Raw genomic sequence first — 15,399 nt, 5'->3', positions numbered from 1 at the left:
CGGTCTAGTCCGTATGGAACAGCATCGTCTCGGCGGTCAAACCTGGACCGAACGACATGGCGCACCCGCGCATGCCCGGCCGCGCGTCCGCGACGATCGACTGGAGCACGAACATGAGGGTCGCCGAGGACATGTTGCCGAAGCGCGCGAGCACGTCGCGCGACGCCGCGAGCGCCGCCGGCCCGAGCTCGAGCGCGTGCTCGACCGCGTCGAGCACCGACCGCCCGCCGGGGTGCACCGCCCAGAGGTCGATCTCGCCTGGCGCGACGCCGTCGAGGATCGCGCCCGCGGCGGCCCTGAGCCCCCGGTCGATCGCGGCCGGCACGCGGCCGGACAGGAACATCTCGAAGCCGAGGTCGCGGATGTTCCACGTGATGAGCTCGCGCGTCCCGGGCACCACGACGGCGTGGAGCCGGTCGAGCGCGATCCCTTTCGGCTCGGCGCTGACCACGGCCGCGGCGCAGCCGTCGCCGAACAGGAGGAACGACAGCATCTGATCCATGGCGATGGCCTCCTGCAGGTGCAGCGTGCACAGCTCGACGTTCACAACGAGCACGCGCGCCTCGGGCGCCGACCGCACGATATGCCGCGCGAGCTTCAGCGCGTTGATCGCCGCATAACACCCCATGAAGCCGATCATCGTGCGCTCGACCGACGGATCGAGGCCGAAGCGCGCGACGAGCTCGAGGTCGATGCCCGGCGCGGAGAAGCCGGTGCACGACGTCACGATGACATGGGTGATCCGGCGCGCCGCGCTCCCGAGGTCGAGGCCGGAGACGGCCTGCGCGGCGAGCTCCGGCGCGTGCTTCTCGTACAAACGCATGCGGTCCGCGGTCGTCGGGAAGCTGCCGCGCAGGTAGAACCGCCCCGCGTCGATCGAGGCTCCGCCCACCTCGACGCTCGGGGCCAGCACGGAGAATCGGTGTGAAATCTGCGCCTTGTCGGCCATCCGCCCGAACAGCACGCGGCTGCGCTCGTCGCTGAACAGCGTGCTCGCGAACCGGACAAAGGAGGAGTGCACGTCGTGCGGCGGCACGGCCGTGGCAATGCGGTTGATGTAGGCGGTTACCGGCGGCCGTCCCTCCGCGTCCGGGCCCCGGCAGGCATCATCGCCGTGCATCAGGCCTCTTCGCGAGTCGTTAAAATTGGTCACGCTCGCACGAAGCGGGCACGGAGCATGCCACTTGCGGAGGCGCGCAGCCGACCGGCGGAGGGGGAACGTGGCGTCCGCGACGTCGACCTTGCTGGTGCCCGCAGCTGCCGGCTGCGCGCCGGCTATCCACGCTGTCCTGGTCGCACCCCGTCCAATCACCGTGCCGGCGCGCGCGCCCGCTCAGCTTCGCGCGAAGGCGACATGCGGCCCGCGCCGTGGCGCGAGAGGTAAGAAGTTGAACCACGGCGCGGGTGGCGGTCGATTACCTGCCAGGTAATGGGCCCTTCGCGCGGACCCACGCGATGGCGAGCTGCGCCGGGGGCTCCCTTGTGGACGGCGACACGTCGGGCGCTGTCATGGCGGCGCCATCGTGAGCCAGTCTGCCGCCGTGCACGACGCCGTGGTGCGCCCTGCTGCCTGTCAGCTCCCGAAGGCCGCGAACCGCCCCGTCCGCGCCTGGATCACCTCGTCGAGCCAGCGCAGCAGGCCCGCCAGCGGCGGCTGCTCCTGCGCCTCCCGGTGCCATCGCCGGATCTCGCGGCGCCCGGCAGGTGTCTCGATGTCGAAACAAACCTGCGTCTCCCCGGGGACGCCCATTCGCTTCGACGCCGCGTCCACCGTCGCGGCAGAGCCCAGCAACCCATCGAGCGCCGCCAGCTCCGACTCCGACAGGGGCTCTGGTCCCCGGTGGATCTCCTCCCCGAGCGCCTGGCCCGCGAGCGTCACGCTCCCCCCGGCGTCGACGCTCACCACCCACGCGCCAAACCGACCGTTCGGGCCGTACGCCGCGCCGCCTCGGAAGACCATCCTCATGATGACGAGCATTGTGCCCCGGCGAGCCGAAGCTGAACAGCGTGGAGTCGACGGCGTCCCGGCGCCCCACAGCCGGTACCGGAGAGCACGTCGGCCTGATGGATCCGAGTCATGCGTCCGCTTTCCGGGAGGCGGCCGCGGGACGGCCGCCTCCCGGCAGGTCAGCAGGCGTGGAACAGGTTCGCGAAGTAGGCCTGCGTGAACTGCGTGTCCACGAGAGACCCGCTCGCGTTGAAGCACCGGACACCGACGTCGAGCAGGTCCGGATCCGAGGCGGGGGTGCTCCAGCCGGTCACGTTGCAGTATTCGGGACCCGTGCCGTACGCGGTGGCCAGGGCCGCGCCGCTCGGGACCGCCGTGCCGCTGCCCATCTCCGGATACTTGATCAAATAGCGCCCTGTCGAGAGCCGCTGCGCGGTGAGGATCTCCGTGATGTCGTTGCACTCGGACGTGATGCGGTGGTGCTGGAACGCGAGCGAGGGCGTGTAGCTCGCCGCGGTCGGGTTGTGCGCCCACACGAAGCCGCCGCTCTCGGTCGCCGCGTCACGCACGTCGCGGAGGTACCTGAGCGAGAAGCGCGAGTCCGCCGGCACGCCGCCCGGACCGAAGCAGCGCACCTCGACGTCCGTGTCCGCCCCCACCCGCTGCCATTCCGCCGTCTTGCAGTACTCGGCCCCGGTCCCATACGCCGTCACGAGCATGGATCCGCCGTCCGACGCCTGCCCGGCGAGCGTGACGATGTAGCGGCCCGTGCGGGTCCGGTTGACGGTCGACGGCGCGCCCCACTGATACGTCGGCGAGGGGGTGAACACACCGGTGCTGGGCCTGTCCACCCACACATAGGCTCCGTCGCTCGAGACCGCCGTGCCCCCCGCGAAGCGGGCATACGAGACGACGAAGGGGGAGTTCGCCGCCTGGCCAGCCGCCGTATGGCAACGGATGTTGACCTGGAGCGCCGCCCCGGCGGTCCCCCACGAGGCCACCTTGCACCGCTGGCCGTCTCCACCCGCCGCGTTCACCTGGACGTTGCCGCCGCTTCCGCTCAGGCCGTCGAACGTGGCCGTGTACACCCCGACCCCGGAGCTCGCGACACGCGTCGCGCCCCCGGACGAGTTGAACGATCGCACCGGGACGAGCGCGGATCCGTTGTAGAAAGCCCACCCGGCGGCGTCGCCCGTGCGCAGCGCTTCTTCGCTCGCGCCAACGCTCTCGCCCGCGGGCTCTTCCACCATGGGCTCCTCCGCCGGCGCGGCGGCGCACGCCGGCGCGGCCGCCGCGAGGAGCAGCGCGAGAACGGACCGGGGACCACGGCGGAGCGACTCGATCGTCAGATTCGTCTTCATGTGTTTCTCCATGGCTGCCATCGCGGCCTTCTCTGGCCGCACGACCCGAGGGCGGAGCTCCGCTGTCGAGGGCGACAGCGGCTCTGCCCTCCTCTGCGTCGGGCGCCGTCCCCACCATTCGCAACGGCTGTGCCAGCGCGATCGGGCCGAAAAGCCGGGGCATCGCGCCAGCCGTGGAGCGCCGTTGCGCGCGGGGCTGCGCAACTGCGCGAGCGCTCGCTCAACGAGCTCTCAACGCGCTCTCAACGCGCTCCATGTCGTTGCTCTCCCCGCCGCCCTGGCTGCCCGCGGCCACGTCGAGATCGCGCTGCACGCCACTGCGGACGTCACGTCCCTGAGGCGCTGGCCTCGGAGGACGCGCCGGCTACGGCGCCTCGACCACCGTGCGCGACGCCTTCGCCAGGATCACGTCGGGGAGCAGGAACGGCACCAGGTGCGTCTGGTTCTTTCGCCAGAGCTCCGCCTGATCGCGGAAATGTGGGCTCTCGGCGTCCCAGACATTGCCTCCGGGAATGGCGTTCCACGCTTTCGGCCCCGCCGGGTCGAGCTCCACGACGAGCCGTTGCGACGGGCCGTTGACGTACCGGAAATCCGGTGACTCGTCGAGCGCCCACGAGAGGCGGTAATCCGAGGAGTCCACCGCGAACTGGTCGCCGCCACGCGGAAAGCCGCCGCTCCAGAGGGGATCGCTCGGCGGAGGGATGCTGAGGCTGCCGAAGAGGGGGACGAGCGCGTCGAAGGTGACCGTGTGAAAGGCGCCCCAGCGTGGCGCCGCGGCCCCGGAGCCGCCCTGTTGCTCGAGCCAGGCGAGGGCGTCGAGCAGGGCGCGCAGCACGCGCTCGTCCCTGGACTCGACCGCTGGCGTGCCCATGTCGTCCCACAGCGCGCTGTCCTGCGCGGCCGGATCGAAGGTGGCGAGCTGCTCCCGATCGGCGGAGAACAGGTGGAGGAGCGCCTTCGCCGAGAGCTCCCGGGAGAACGACGAGAAGCCCATCTGGCCGAGCTCGTCGCCCAGCACCCGGCGCACCACCCGGACGAGCCAGAGGTTGAAGACCAAGGTCGCCTCCGAGGCGCGGGCGTCGATCGCGCCGGGGCCATCCCCCTCGTCCGCGAGCGGCATGGCGGTATCGAGATCGATGCCGGCGGCCGCCTTGTAGTCCGCCTCCTTGCCCCAGCCGTCGAGGAGCGCCCGCAGGGCGACGATGCGCTGCGGGTCGTAGGCGGCGTCCGCGACGATCGCGCTCAGATCGGGGTGAGTACCGGGCGTCTTGCGCTCCGCCTCGGCGCGGTCCACGGCGCGGAGGAGATGAGGCACGAGCCTCGCGCCGAGCGCCGACTTGATATCGCCCTGGATCGCCGCGCAATCCTCCGGCGACAGAGGTCCCTCGTGGGCATCGATCCGCTCCTGGATGCGGCCCTCGCGAAAACCGATGTCGAAGCTGCAACCCAGGTACATGGGGGTGCCGTCGGGGAGCGTGCCGTTCGATGGATCGTTGTCCAGAGAGTCCCCGATGGGGTCGTTGTTCGCCGTGGCGATGTATCCCGCCGGCGGGTTCTTCGCCCGGGGAATGAGGTGCTCGGGGAGCGTCCCCGTCCACTCCGCGGTCCCGTCGCCGGGGAGCACCATGCAGGGGAGGACGCCCGTATAGGTGGCCGCGTCCCAGGCGAACGCCTCAGGAGACCGCGTCGGGATCGCCGCGTGCGTCGTCCAGAGGATGTCGCCCGCGGCGTCGCCCATCACCCAGTTCTGCGCGCCGACGCTGAACTTCGAGAGCGACTCCTGCGCATCATCGACCGAGCGAGCGCGCAGCAGGCCGAAGATGGCCTCGAGCTCCTTCGTCGGCGCAAGCCCCGTCCAGCGGACGCTGAGCGCCCCCACGGCCGGGTCCGGATCCACCACGGCGTGGTCGACGATGGTCGGCAGCAGCGGGCCGTGATGGGGCACGATCGGGACACGGTAGGTATAGGGCTCCCTGCCAGCGATCGCGATGACCTCCTCGACCGTCTGGAGGGGCACTGGATTGCCCTTGAAGAGCACGGCCTTGCCGTCGGGCGTGAGCTCCTCGGCATAGACATCGGTGACATCGTACATCGCGACCGTCGCTCCCCACCCGACGTGCTCGTTGTGGCCCAGGATGATCCCCGGAATCCCGGGGAAGGTGACGCCCCCGACGTGAACATCGCGGCTCGCGTCCTTGCCCTCGGGCGCGGTGACATGGATCGAGACGGCATACCAGACGGCCGGCGCGCTCAGCGACAGGTGGGGATCGCTGGCCACGAGCGCGTGCCCCGTCGCGCTCCGGCTCGCGTGGATGGCCCAGTTGTTCGAGCCGAAGCCCTCCGGGGCGACCTTGCTCCTGGCGCGCTGGACCGCGCTCAGGTAGCCGGTCAGCGACGACATGAGCTTCGCGCGGCCCGGCGCGGCGCGGCCCGGTCGTCGCGCGCGAGGCGCTCTCTTCGCCGCCTTGTCCTCCGCCTTCTGCGCCTCCTCCCGCGCCGGGGAGGCGGGGTAGCCGCTGCTGGTCACCGCGGGCTCGGAGGGGGCGAACCGCAGGAAGTCCCGCTCGAAGCCGGCGCGCTTCTGCGCGAGCGGATCGGCGCTGCTCGACGCGAACGTCGTCCGGGCGGCGTCGAAGAACCGCTGCATGGTGATGTCCAGCTCGGCGTCGAACGACAAGAGGTAGCTGTGGAAGCGGCTGATCACGAGCGAGTCGACGCCGCTCCAGTCGGTGAACGCCTTGGCGGGCATCCCCGTCGCGCCTTCGGGGAGGAGGATGTCCCCGGCGCGGATCTTCCTGAACACCTGGGTCACCCCGTCCGCGTAGGCGTCGAGCATCTGGCGGAGCTCCCCCTCGGGGAGCGCGCCGTACTGCGCCTTGGCGATCCGACCGAGCCCGACATGGCGGAGAGCGATGTCCTGATCGATGGTGGTGGGATCGAGATCGCCGAAGAGCTCTGCGAGCCTCCCCTGGGCGGTGCGGCGCAAGATCTCGAGCTGGAGCGCGCGGTCGCGCGCCGTCAGATACCCTTCGACGCGCATCGCGTCCACGAGGTTCTCGGCATAGATATGGGGCCTACCGTCCCTGTCCTGGACGACATCGACGGCAGAGAGCAGGCCGTCGATGGTGAGCCGCCCGTCGACGGGCAGATCCGGCCGATCGCCGAGTGGACCGAACGTCGCCGAGGAGGGCGGGCTGCCGTCGGGCGCGCCCGCGTCGGGGTCGCTGGGCGCGCCCGCGTCGGGCGCGCTGCTGCCGGGAGCAGGGTCGTCCGAGCACCCGAGCACGCCCGTGAGCCCGGTGACCAAGGCGAGGACGCAATGTGCCGAAGACAATGACAGTCGCATGAACGCTCCTTGGTAGGATGGAAGCGAGCCACCGCGGCGGTGTCGTCGGGCGACGCGGTGGCTGGAACAGCACGTCGTCAAGCGAGGTAGGGTTCGGAGCTCCTTTCGCGGCAGCGTGGGCCAGGGCACGACCGGCAAGAGGGAGCGTGCCTTGGCGCGGTGTCTGGGCCAGCATGACGATGCCATGACGGGAGCGGAGGCGGAAGGAGTACAAGGCATGGCATGAGGCCGCGGATGTGGCGCCGCTCTGCCGCCAGAAGATCCATGCCGGGTGGTGACGGGCGAAGGCGCGCCAGGACGCCTCCGCCTCATTCGGTGGTGCAGTCGGGCGCCGAGCTCGGGTCGGCCACCCACGCCGCGAGGCGCGCGGTCCCGGCGTCGCCCCACGCGTCGTGAGCGAGCTGATTGAGCCGGCACCACTCATGACGCGTCTGCTGGATCGCGAGCGACTTCGCCGCGAGGTGCTGCTCGACGCGATCGGTCAAGGAGGTCTTGTCCTTGCTGAGCTCGTCGTGGGTCATCGCCGCCGGGGGCGGACAGTCGTCGCCTGGCTCGTAAGCGACCGTGCCCGAGACAAGGCCATAGGCGGTCGTCCGCCGCTCGTGGAAGGTCACGATCGCGTACTCCGGGTACGGCGCATCGTCGTCGCGAGTCACCGACGTCCCCCTCGGCTTCTGGCCCTGCACGACGATGAAGCCCGTCGACGGCACCGCGGAGTACGGAGGGAGCGCGGGGAACGCCGCGAGCGACTGGTCCACGAGGGCGTCGCCGCCGAGCTCGACCCAGTTCGTGTGTGCGTAGAAGTCCTGCACCGCGTGAAGCGAACGGGAAAACGCCAGCAATGCCAGCGCATCACCACCCAGCTGCGCGACGCCCGGGCCCAGCGCCGCCACCGCCTCGGCTTGCTTCTCGGCGATGAACGCGGCTCCTCCGCTGAAGTTGCAGTCATCGAAGTGAGCAGCATTGCTGAAGTGGAACGCGGCGTCCGTCGACACATTGCCGATCTTCAGAGCGCTGATCACCGCAGGCTTCAGGAACGCCAGCGCGGTGCTGGTGATCTCTTCGTGGTTCGGCTCACCCGGTGCCGTTGAAAACGCATCGGAGCTCTCTCCGAGCGCCTCGGCCGTTCCAGGCTCGCCGGCGCAGCCGAGCGTCAGCGAGAACCCCGTGACTCCCACGATGAACGCAGCGTGCTGATGAATACCTTGCAGCATGCCTTGTATAACTGCAAAGCGCGGTCCAGGCGTGCGGGCTGAGCGTTCGTCGAGAGAGACGCGCGGAAGGAGCTTGCGTGAACGGGCTCACGCCCGATGAGCGCACCTCATCGCCTGTCATTCCCGTCCACGCGCGAACCGCACGCGTGCCTCACTGCGGCATTCCGCCACACGCTTCCCCAACGACGCAATGGCGTTCCGTCGTTGCTCCGCCGCCTCGGGCGGCCGCCCCTCCGCGAGGGCCCGCCGGTCCTCGAATGTCGGTCACGTAGGTCATCGCGGGCTCACGGCGGTGGAGTGAAAGCGGCCCCCTCGATGCATGGTCATGTGCGGCGGGCGGTCGGGACCTCGTAGGCGAAGAGCCGCGCTCATCGAGGTGGTAGGCGGAGACGTCACGGTCGATCTGCCGCCCGCCGGCGCTCGTGAACATGCGCCGGGGGAAGACGCGCACGCGGGCCTGCGCGGCGCCGGAGAGCAGCTCGAAGCGGCCGGCGCTGAAGCGTCGGCCGCCTCGCGCGCACGGGCGTCGCCCTGGCCGGGCGAGGCCCTCTGAGCGATCATGCCCTCGTGGAAGCCCTGCTCCTCTCCGCGCTGGGTGTCGCGCTGGCGTTCGGCCTCGGCGGGGCCGGGCTTCGATGGGCGCTGAGGCGCGCCGAGCGAGAGCGCCTGCGCCGGGCGCGCGTCGAGTCGATCGCGCAGCTGCGGCCAGCCCGCTTTACCGCCGCGAGAGGCCGAGCGGTGCCCGTCGGCGAGCCGCTCGTTTCGCCCTTCAGCGGGCGCCCGTGCGTCGCCTTCCGGGTCGTGCGCTGGCGGCAGGAGCGCAAGGGCGGCTTCGGCCCCAACGGCATGGGCTTCGTCTGGGTGGTCGACGACGACGCCGAGTGGGCCCCCGACTTCGCCCTCGACGACGGCACGGGCCAGGCGCTCGTCCGCCCGAGCGGCCACGTGCGTTTCGACCTCGCGGACGCGGAACCGCCCCCGGACGCCGCCGACCACATCGACACCTTTCGCAAGCGCTACGGCCACGAGCGAGCGTCGTTCTTCGCCGGCTTTCACGGCGCTGTTCGCTATCGGGAGACGGTCATCGAGGTGGAGCAGCCCGTGCTCGTCGCGGGCACCGCCGCCGTCTCGATCGGGCTCGACGCGAACGACGAGCGGGACGGCCATCGCGCGCCGCCTCGGCCGCTCGAGCTTCGGCCCGACGACGAGCCGCTCTACATCGGCGACGGTCGACGACCGGACGCGTGATCCCTATGTCCACCGGCCCCGATCGTGGATCAGGCGACGGAGGACGCCGGCCGGCGGCCGGGCGCATCCCCGGGTGCGGCGCGGAAGCGCGTCGCCACCAGGTAGTCACACCAGCGCTCCACGCTGGCGTGGATCGGCGGCATCACCAGACCGACCGCGCGGGCGTGGGCTTCGGCCGCGCTGGTGTCATACACATCCTCGGCGAGGAACGACAGGCTCTCTCGCGTCACCCCGGTGAGCGCCTCCGGCAACAGGCGCACAAGGCCGAGGGGCAGCACCCACGCCGGGGGGCTGCGCCTCAGGTGGGCGGCGATGCCGCGGACCAGCGCGGGCAGCCGCGGAGTCGCCTGGTCGAGGACGCAGAGGTCCTGTTCCGCGGTCTCCGGGCGCTCGGGCACGCTCGCGAGGAAGCGCGCCAGGTAGTCGACCGTCACCAGCGGCAGGAAGGTGCGCTCGCTGCCGGCCAGGGCCGGCAGGCGGCCCCGCCAGAGCTGCTCGACCATCTCGCCGACGCCCGTGAGCTGCGTGGTCTCGCCGGTGCGCGAGTCGCCGATGACGGTGCTCGGATGCACGGCCGTCCAGCGCAGCCCGCGCTCGGCCGCGAAGCGGCGCACGGCGAGGAACGACTCGTGCTTCGACCCCTCGTACGCGCCGTGGTGGCGGTAGAGCCGGTCCCGCGCTCGCTGCGTCAGCGCGCTCTCCGCGCCCGACCGGGCGCTCGCGTGCATCATGCGGTAGCCGCCGAGGTAGACGAAGCGCCGCAGGTGGGGCCGCCCGAGCGCCCACTCGGCCGCGTGCAGCGAGCCCTCGACATTGCAGCGCCGCGCCTCCTGCACGCCGAGCCCGAAGGCGAAGCGCGCCGCCAGGTGATAGACGTCGCGCACCTGCTCGAAGCGCTCCGACAGACCGAGCGACGCCGCCTCGACGTCGCCCTCGACCACCAGGAGCCGCCGCGAGTCGCCGCCGTGCGCGTCGACGAACGCGGCAAGCTCGGCGGCCCGCTGCCGCGCCCGGCGCACCGGCGCTGCCACGGCCTTCGTCCGGGTCAGCTCGGCCAGCAGCCAGCGCCCGATGAACCCCGTACCCCCCGTCACCATGACCTCGACATCGCACGCTCTCATAGGCCGCCCAGCATGCGTCGCTGGACCCATGAGGAAAATGGGATGTATCTCATGCCAGGCATGAGCGAGATCGATGTCCGGAGCATCAACCTGAACCTCCTCCCCGCCCTCGAGGCGCTGCTCGTCGAGGGCAGCGTCAGCGCCGCGGCGCGCCGCGCCCACGTCAGCCAGTCGGCGATGAGCCACTCCCTCGCGCGCCTGCGCGAGCTCTTCGGCGATCCCCTCCTCGTCCCTCTCGGCCGCGGTCTCACCCCCACGCCGCGCGCGCAGAAGCTCCGCGCGGCCCTGCCCGCCGCCTTCGAGCACCTCCGCCGCGCCCTCGCTTCCCCCGAGCCCTTCGATCCGCGCACCTCGGCGCGCACCTTCCGCGTCGCCACCGTCGACTACTTCGAGCTCACGACGCTGCCCGACGTGCTCGACCACCTGGGCGAACACGCCCCCTTCGTCCGCCTGGAGATCGAGCGCTTCTCCCCTGACGTCACCCCCGCGCTGATCCTCGGCGACATCGATCTGGCCCTGTTCGGCGCCTCGCAGCCGGTGCCGGCCGCCGGCCTCCGCCGCGCCCCGCTCTACCAGGATCCCTTCGCCGTCATGGCCCGTAAAGGCCACCCGGCGATCAAGCGCCGCCTCGATCTCGACACCTATGTCGCCCTCGGCCACGTCCTCGTCAGCGTCGAGGGCCACCGCGACGGCGCCGTCGACCGCGCCCTGGCCCGCCTCGGCAAGGCCAGGCGCGTGGCCCTGCGCCTGCCTCACTTCATGTCCGCGCCCCTCGCCGTGCGCAGCTCCGACCACCTCTGCACGATCCCGAGCAGCGTCGCCCAGCGCGCCCGCGAGCTCTTCGGGCTTCGGGTGTTCGCGCCCCCCTTCGAGCTGCCCGCCGCCCAGGTCGTCGCCGTGTGGTCGCAGCGCCACGACGACGACCCGGCGCAGCGCTGGTTCCGCGACCTCTTCTTCTCGGGCCGCGCCCTCTCGCCGCGCCTGCGGGCCCTGATCCGAAGGGGCGCGGCTTGATCCGGGGATGTTCTATGGCTGCGCCGCCTGACCACGGCGGCGTCGGCGGGTGCGAGGGTGTCATTCTTGGCAGGGTAAGGAGTGCCACGAACATCGAGGAGCTGACTCTCGTGAATCCATCGAAACAGCGAATCGCAACGTGCGCCAGTCGACACGTCCGTGCGCATCTCGCAAGAATCGACATTTCGCAAGAGCCGAGAACAGTCCATCTGAGCGGTACGCGCGGCGCGCGAACGTTACGAAAAGTAGCACAAAATCAGCTTGAAGACGACCGGCAAAGTGGGGAATAACTTTGGCGGCACTCGCGGGTCGGGCCCTCGTCCGCCATCCCATCGCCCGGCCCCAGCGGGATCCTGTTTCACGACACCTCACGAGGAGCGCTCAACATGCGTCTACGCACTGCACGTCCCACGATCTCTTTGGCTTTGTTCGCAGTGCTGCCCTGGATGCTCGCCGCCTGCGGCAGCGAAGGCGGATCGGGGGATCCCAGCGGTTCAGGAGGAAGCCCTGCAGCCAGCACGGGGGGCGTCGGCGCCAGCGGCAGCGGCACCGGAGGGGCGCCGACGGGAACTGGTGGGCCGTCCTCTTCGAGCGGTACCCCGACCGGGACCGGCGGCGACGCGACGACGGGCGAAGGCAGCACCGGTGGTGGGGGCCCGGCCGGAACGGGCGGAGCGCCGGGAACCGGTGGTGCCGGGGGCAGCGGCGACGGCGGCAACGCCGGGAGCGCCGAGTGGGGCGAGGTGGAAAACCCTGGCGCCGGGTGCACCGTCGGACCGATGCCGAGCGTCGCTTCGCTCACAGCGAACTCGAAGCTGCCGGACCCGTTCAAGAAGATGGACGGCAGCCGCATCGCCAGCAAGAGCGAGTGGGCCTGCCGGCGCGAAGAGATCCTCCAGCAGGCGTACAAGTTCATCTACGGCGACAAGCCCGTCCCGGCAAAGGGAGCCGTGACCGGTACCGTGAGCACCAGCAGGATCACGGTCGAGGTCAAGGACGGCAGCGGCAGCGGCTCGTTCAACCTCACCGTGAACATGAACGGGGCGACGGCGCCCGCCCCGGCCATCATCGGCTACGGCGGCCTGAGCGGCATGCCGGTTCCGAGCGGCGTCGCGACGATCACCTTCTCCGCGATCGAGTCGCAAGGCACGAGCGGCGCGAAGAACGGGCCGTTCTACAGCGTGTACGGCTCGAACCATCCCGCGGGTTACCTCACGGCACAGGCCTGGCAGATCAGCCGCGTCCTCGACGTCCTGGAGCAGAACCCCGGCGTCATCGATCCGCGCCGGGTGGGTGTGACGGGTTGCTCACGCTGGGGCAAGGGTGCCTTCGTCGCCGGCGTGCTCGACAACCGCATCGCCTTGACCATCCCGGTGGAGTCGGGTCTCGGCGGCACGATCGGCCTGCGCCTCGTCGAGGTGCTCGATAGCTACAGCGGCTCCGAATGGCCCTATCATGGCATCAGCTACGTCCGCTGGCTCTCGGAGGTGGCGCTCGGTCAGTTCACCACGGGCAACAACGCCGGGGCCGACAACACGAACAAGCTGCCCGTCGACATGCACGAGATGATGGGCCTCATCGCGCCGCGCGGCCTCTACATCGTGGACAACCCGAGCACCATGTACAACGGGCTCGATCGGAACTCGGCGTGGGTCACCGCCAACGTCGGCAAGATGATCTTCGAGGCGCTCGGCGTCGGAGACCACATGGCCTACACGGGCGCAGGTGGGAGCCACTGCAGCTGGCGCTCGCAGTACACTGCATCCCTCAACGCCATGGTCGACAAGTTCCTGAAGGGCAATAGCGCCGCGGCGACGGGCAATTTCGCCACGGACCTGCCCAACAAGCCCAACCACATGGATCACATCGACTGGACGGCGCCGACGCTCGCCGGCGAGCTTTGATCCAGCGCGGAGGTAAACGCATGAACCCTAGCTCGTTCCTCTCTCTCGGGGTCGCCCTGGCCCTGACGCTGGGCGCCTGCGGCCCTGGCGAAGACGGTGACGCCACGGGCGGCACCGGAGGTGGTGGAGCCTCGGGCGCCACGGTGGGCTCGGGCGGCCAGAGCTCCGCGGGAGGCGCCGGCGGCACGCCGGAGACCAGCGGCGCCTCATCGGGCGGCGCCAGCGGCGGCACGACGTCGACCGCCGGGCCGAGCGGCAGCACCTCCAGCGGCGGTGGAGCCGGAGCGGCCACCAGCGGAGCGACGGGGTCGGGCGGCGCTCCGGGTGGCGAGTGCACGCGCGAGCTCCTGGATGGCCTCCTGGACGACTACTTCGCCGCCCTCGCCGCCGGGGATCCTTCCAGCCTACCCCTGGCACGAGGCGTGAAGTTCACCGAGAACGCCGTGCAGGCCGAGATCGGCACGACGGACTTCTGGAAGAACGCTGGCGAGGTGAAGCATTCCCAGCGTGCCCTGGATACCGAGGCGTGCAGCGTCGGCGCTCAGGCGGTGATCCCGGAAGGCGGGAGGGATCTTCCCATCGCCCTCCGCATCAAGGTGGAAGGCTCGGAGATGACGGAGATCGAGACGATCGTCGTCCGCCCGGGCGACTACACGGCATCCTTCTCCGTCGCCTCGAATCCAGCCGCGATCATCGCCATCGCGGACGACATCGGCTGGCACGACGAGGTCCCGGAGGCCCAGCGGGCCACCCGGGAAGAGCTGACGAGCTGGATCGACAAGTACTTCCGCGCGTTCCCCTCCGGCGTCTGCAACGTCACGGGAGACTGCAAGCGCCTGGAGAACGGGGGCGGCAACTTCGCTTGCGGCGCCGGAGCATCCTGCAGCGCCGGCGATCCTGGGTCCGGCGGCACCTTCACCCCGCGCGTCATCCTGGCCGACGAGGTGCGCGGCATCGCCATCGGTCTCACCATCTTCGACTTCATGACGGACGGGCATCTGGACATGCATATGATCAAGATGTCCGGCGGTCAGGTGCACGCCGTCCACGCCATCCTGCGCGACACGAACGGCAAGTCAGGCTGGGAGTGACGGCGACCTCCCTCGCCGCTCGCGTCGAGCCGCTCACCGGTTGACGCTCAGTAGAACACAGCGATACGGCAAGCAAAGGTCTGGCTTGACGTCTCCGAAACGTTTGGACTTCCTGCTCGCTGGACACGCGCGCGCGGCTGGCTATGCCCGCGTGCGCGCGTCGCTCAGGTAGTAATCGCGCTGCGCCGGATAGTAATCGGCGAAGCTGGGCAGCGGCTCGCCGAGCCGGGAGGCGGCGAGCATGTCGAGGTAATACTCCCAGCCCGGCCCGGTATCGCCGGCGAGCGCGGGGTCGGTGAGGTGCTGGACGAAGGTGAGCTCGGTGGTCTCGCCCTAGGCGGTGACGCTCTGCCAGACATCCTCGATGGGAGCGCGAAAGCTGCGCGTGATGCGGTACTCGCGCTCGCGCTGGACGTCGCGCACCAGGCCCGCCTCGCGCAGGACGCGCAGGTGCCGGCTGACCGCCGGGCGGCTCACCGGAAACGCGCCCGCGATGCCGCCGGCCGAGGCGGCGCGGTCGCGCAGCATCCGCAGGATCTCCCGCCGGATCGGATCCGCCAGCGCCTGGGCAACCGCGTCCATCGGACGAATGCGTAACTGATCTGTTACGCATTAATCAAGCCGCACGACGCAGCTTCTCCCGCTCCCTGCGCGGCGAGGCCGGCGAGGAAGCGCGCGAGCCCCGCCGCCGGAGCCGCCGCCGAAGAGATCACGAACGAGCGCCGTACTCCTCCTGAGCGCGATGCGCGGCTCGTCGAGGAGGACGTCAGAGCTCCCAGCGCCGCCGGGTCCGGTTGAACCCGGCGGCGCTGGGATACCGCATCTCACCGGTTCGAGGCCCCGCAACGCGGGCAGCAGCAGCAGCAGCCGCCGCGCCGATCGCCCACTCCGCCGGCCACGAGGTCGAGCTCGTCGAGCTCGAGCTCCACGATCTCCTCGTCCACTCCAATCACGGTCTCTTCGACCGCTCCAATCGACTTGTCCATCATGGTTGTTCCCTCGCTGCCAGATCACATCGACCCGGCGGCGGCGCCCCTAGCGAGCCGTGTGCCAGCCTTCGAAGCTCGCGCCGCGCGCCGCAGATCCCCGCAATCGCAGAGCCCAGCAAGCCGGCTTGCACACGCGGGCGCTCTGGCCGGCCGAGCGCGGCGT

General features: G+C 70.7%; 11 protein-coding genes and 1 pseudogene. 4 read left to right on the top strand and 8 right to left on the bottom strand.

The window, feature by feature from the left end; translation table 11 throughout:
• Positions 1-4 precede the first annotated feature (4 nt).
• From WMF22_RS11865 to WMF22_RS11845, 5 genes are all read right to left on the bottom strand, one after another.
• A complete protein-coding gene (locus tag WMF22_RS11865; RefSeq protein WP_438035819.1) occupies positions 5-1,120 on the bottom strand; it encodes a type III polyketide synthase in 1,116 nt (371 codons plus the stop codon).
• Positions 1,121-1,573: 453 nt separating this feature from the next.
• On the bottom strand, positions 1,574-1,966 hold the full coding sequence (locus tag WMF22_RS11860) for a hypothetical protein (protein ID WP_437299211.1): 393 nt from the start codon (positions 1,964-1,966) through the stop codon (positions 1,574-1,576).
• 161 nt (positions 1,967-2,127) lie between these two features.
• Positions 2,128-3,309 (bottom strand): hypothetical protein, encoded by a 1,182-nt coding sequence (locus WMF22_RS11855; RefSeq protein WP_438035818.1) that lies wholly within the window; start codon positions 3,307-3,309, stop codon positions 2,128-2,130.
• A 364-nt stretch (positions 3,310-3,673) separates the two neighbouring features.
• Entirely contained in the window at positions 3,674-6,655 is a 2,982-nt protein-coding gene (locus WMF22_RS11850; RefSeq protein ID WP_438035817.1) for a penicillin acylase family protein, read from the bottom strand.
• Positions 6,656-6,963: 308 nt separating this feature from the next.
• The gene (locus tag WMF22_RS11845; RefSeq protein ID WP_437299208.1) at positions 6,964-7,869 is read right to left on the bottom strand and encodes a hypothetical protein; all 906 of its coding nucleotides are present in this window, start codon (positions 7,867-7,869) and stop codon (positions 6,964-6,966) included.
• Between the two features lie 567 nt (positions 7,870-8,436).
• Here WMF22_RS11845 and WMF22_RS11840 point away from each other — a divergent pair.
• The gene (locus WMF22_RS11840; protein WP_438035816.1) at positions 8,437-9,117 is read left to right on the top strand and encodes a hypothetical protein; all 681 of its coding nucleotides are present in this window, start codon (positions 8,437-8,439) and stop codon (positions 9,115-9,117) included.
• 29 nt (positions 9,118-9,146) lie between these two features.
• Here WMF22_RS11840 and WMF22_RS11835 read toward each other — a convergent pair whose 3' ends face one another.
• Positions 9,147-10,238: an SDR family oxidoreductase gene (locus WMF22_RS11835; RefSeq protein WP_438035815.1), complete on the bottom strand. Its 1,092-nt coding sequence runs from the start codon at positions 10,236-10,238 to the stop codon at positions 9,147-9,149.
• 42 nt (positions 10,239-10,280) lie between these two features.
• Here WMF22_RS11835 and WMF22_RS11830 point away from each other — a divergent pair, with 42 nt between their 5' ends.
• The 3 genes from WMF22_RS11830 (at position 10,281) to WMF22_RS11820 (ending at position 14,247) form a co-directional block, all read left to right on the top strand.
• Positions 10,281-11,252, top strand: a complete 972-nt coding sequence (locus WMF22_RS11830; RefSeq protein WP_438035814.1) for a LysR family transcriptional regulator — start codon at positions 10,281-10,283, stop codon at positions 11,250-11,252.
• Between the two features lie 419 nt (positions 11,253-11,671).
• Positions 11,672-13,156 carry a glucuronyl esterase domain-containing protein gene (locus WMF22_RS11825; RefSeq protein ID WP_438035813.1) on the top strand — a complete coding sequence of 495 codons (1,485 nt, stop codon included), beginning with the start codon at positions 11,672-11,674 and terminating at the stop codon, positions 13,154-13,156.
• Between the two features lie 20 nt (positions 13,157-13,176).
• Positions 13,177-14,247: a hypothetical protein gene (locus tag WMF22_RS11820; protein ID WP_437299202.1), complete on the top strand. Its 1,071-nt coding sequence runs from the start codon at positions 13,177-13,179 to the stop codon at positions 14,245-14,247.
• Positions 14,248-14,634: 387 nt separating this feature from the next.
• Here the strand turns inward: WMF22_RS11820 and WMF22_RS11815 are convergent.
• A pseudogene (locus WMF22_RS11815) lies at positions 14,635-14,829 on the bottom strand (metalloregulator ArsR/SmtB family transcription factor); the annotation flags it as partial.
• Positions 14,830-15,071: 242 nt separating this feature from the next.
• Positions 15,072-15,236, bottom strand: a complete 165-nt coding sequence (locus tag WMF22_RS11810; RefSeq protein ID WP_438035812.1) for a hypothetical protein — start codon at positions 15,234-15,236, stop codon at positions 15,072-15,074.
• Positions 15,237-15,399: the final 163 nt, after the last annotated feature.

This window comes from Sorangium sp. So ce204, assembly GCF_051526795.1.
Lineage (GTDB): Bacteria > Myxococcota_A > Polyangia > Polyangiales > Polyangiaceae > Sorangium > Sorangium cellulosum_B.
Note: the sequence above shows the minus strand (reverse complement) of the source record. Positions and strands in the feature narration are given on the sequence as shown.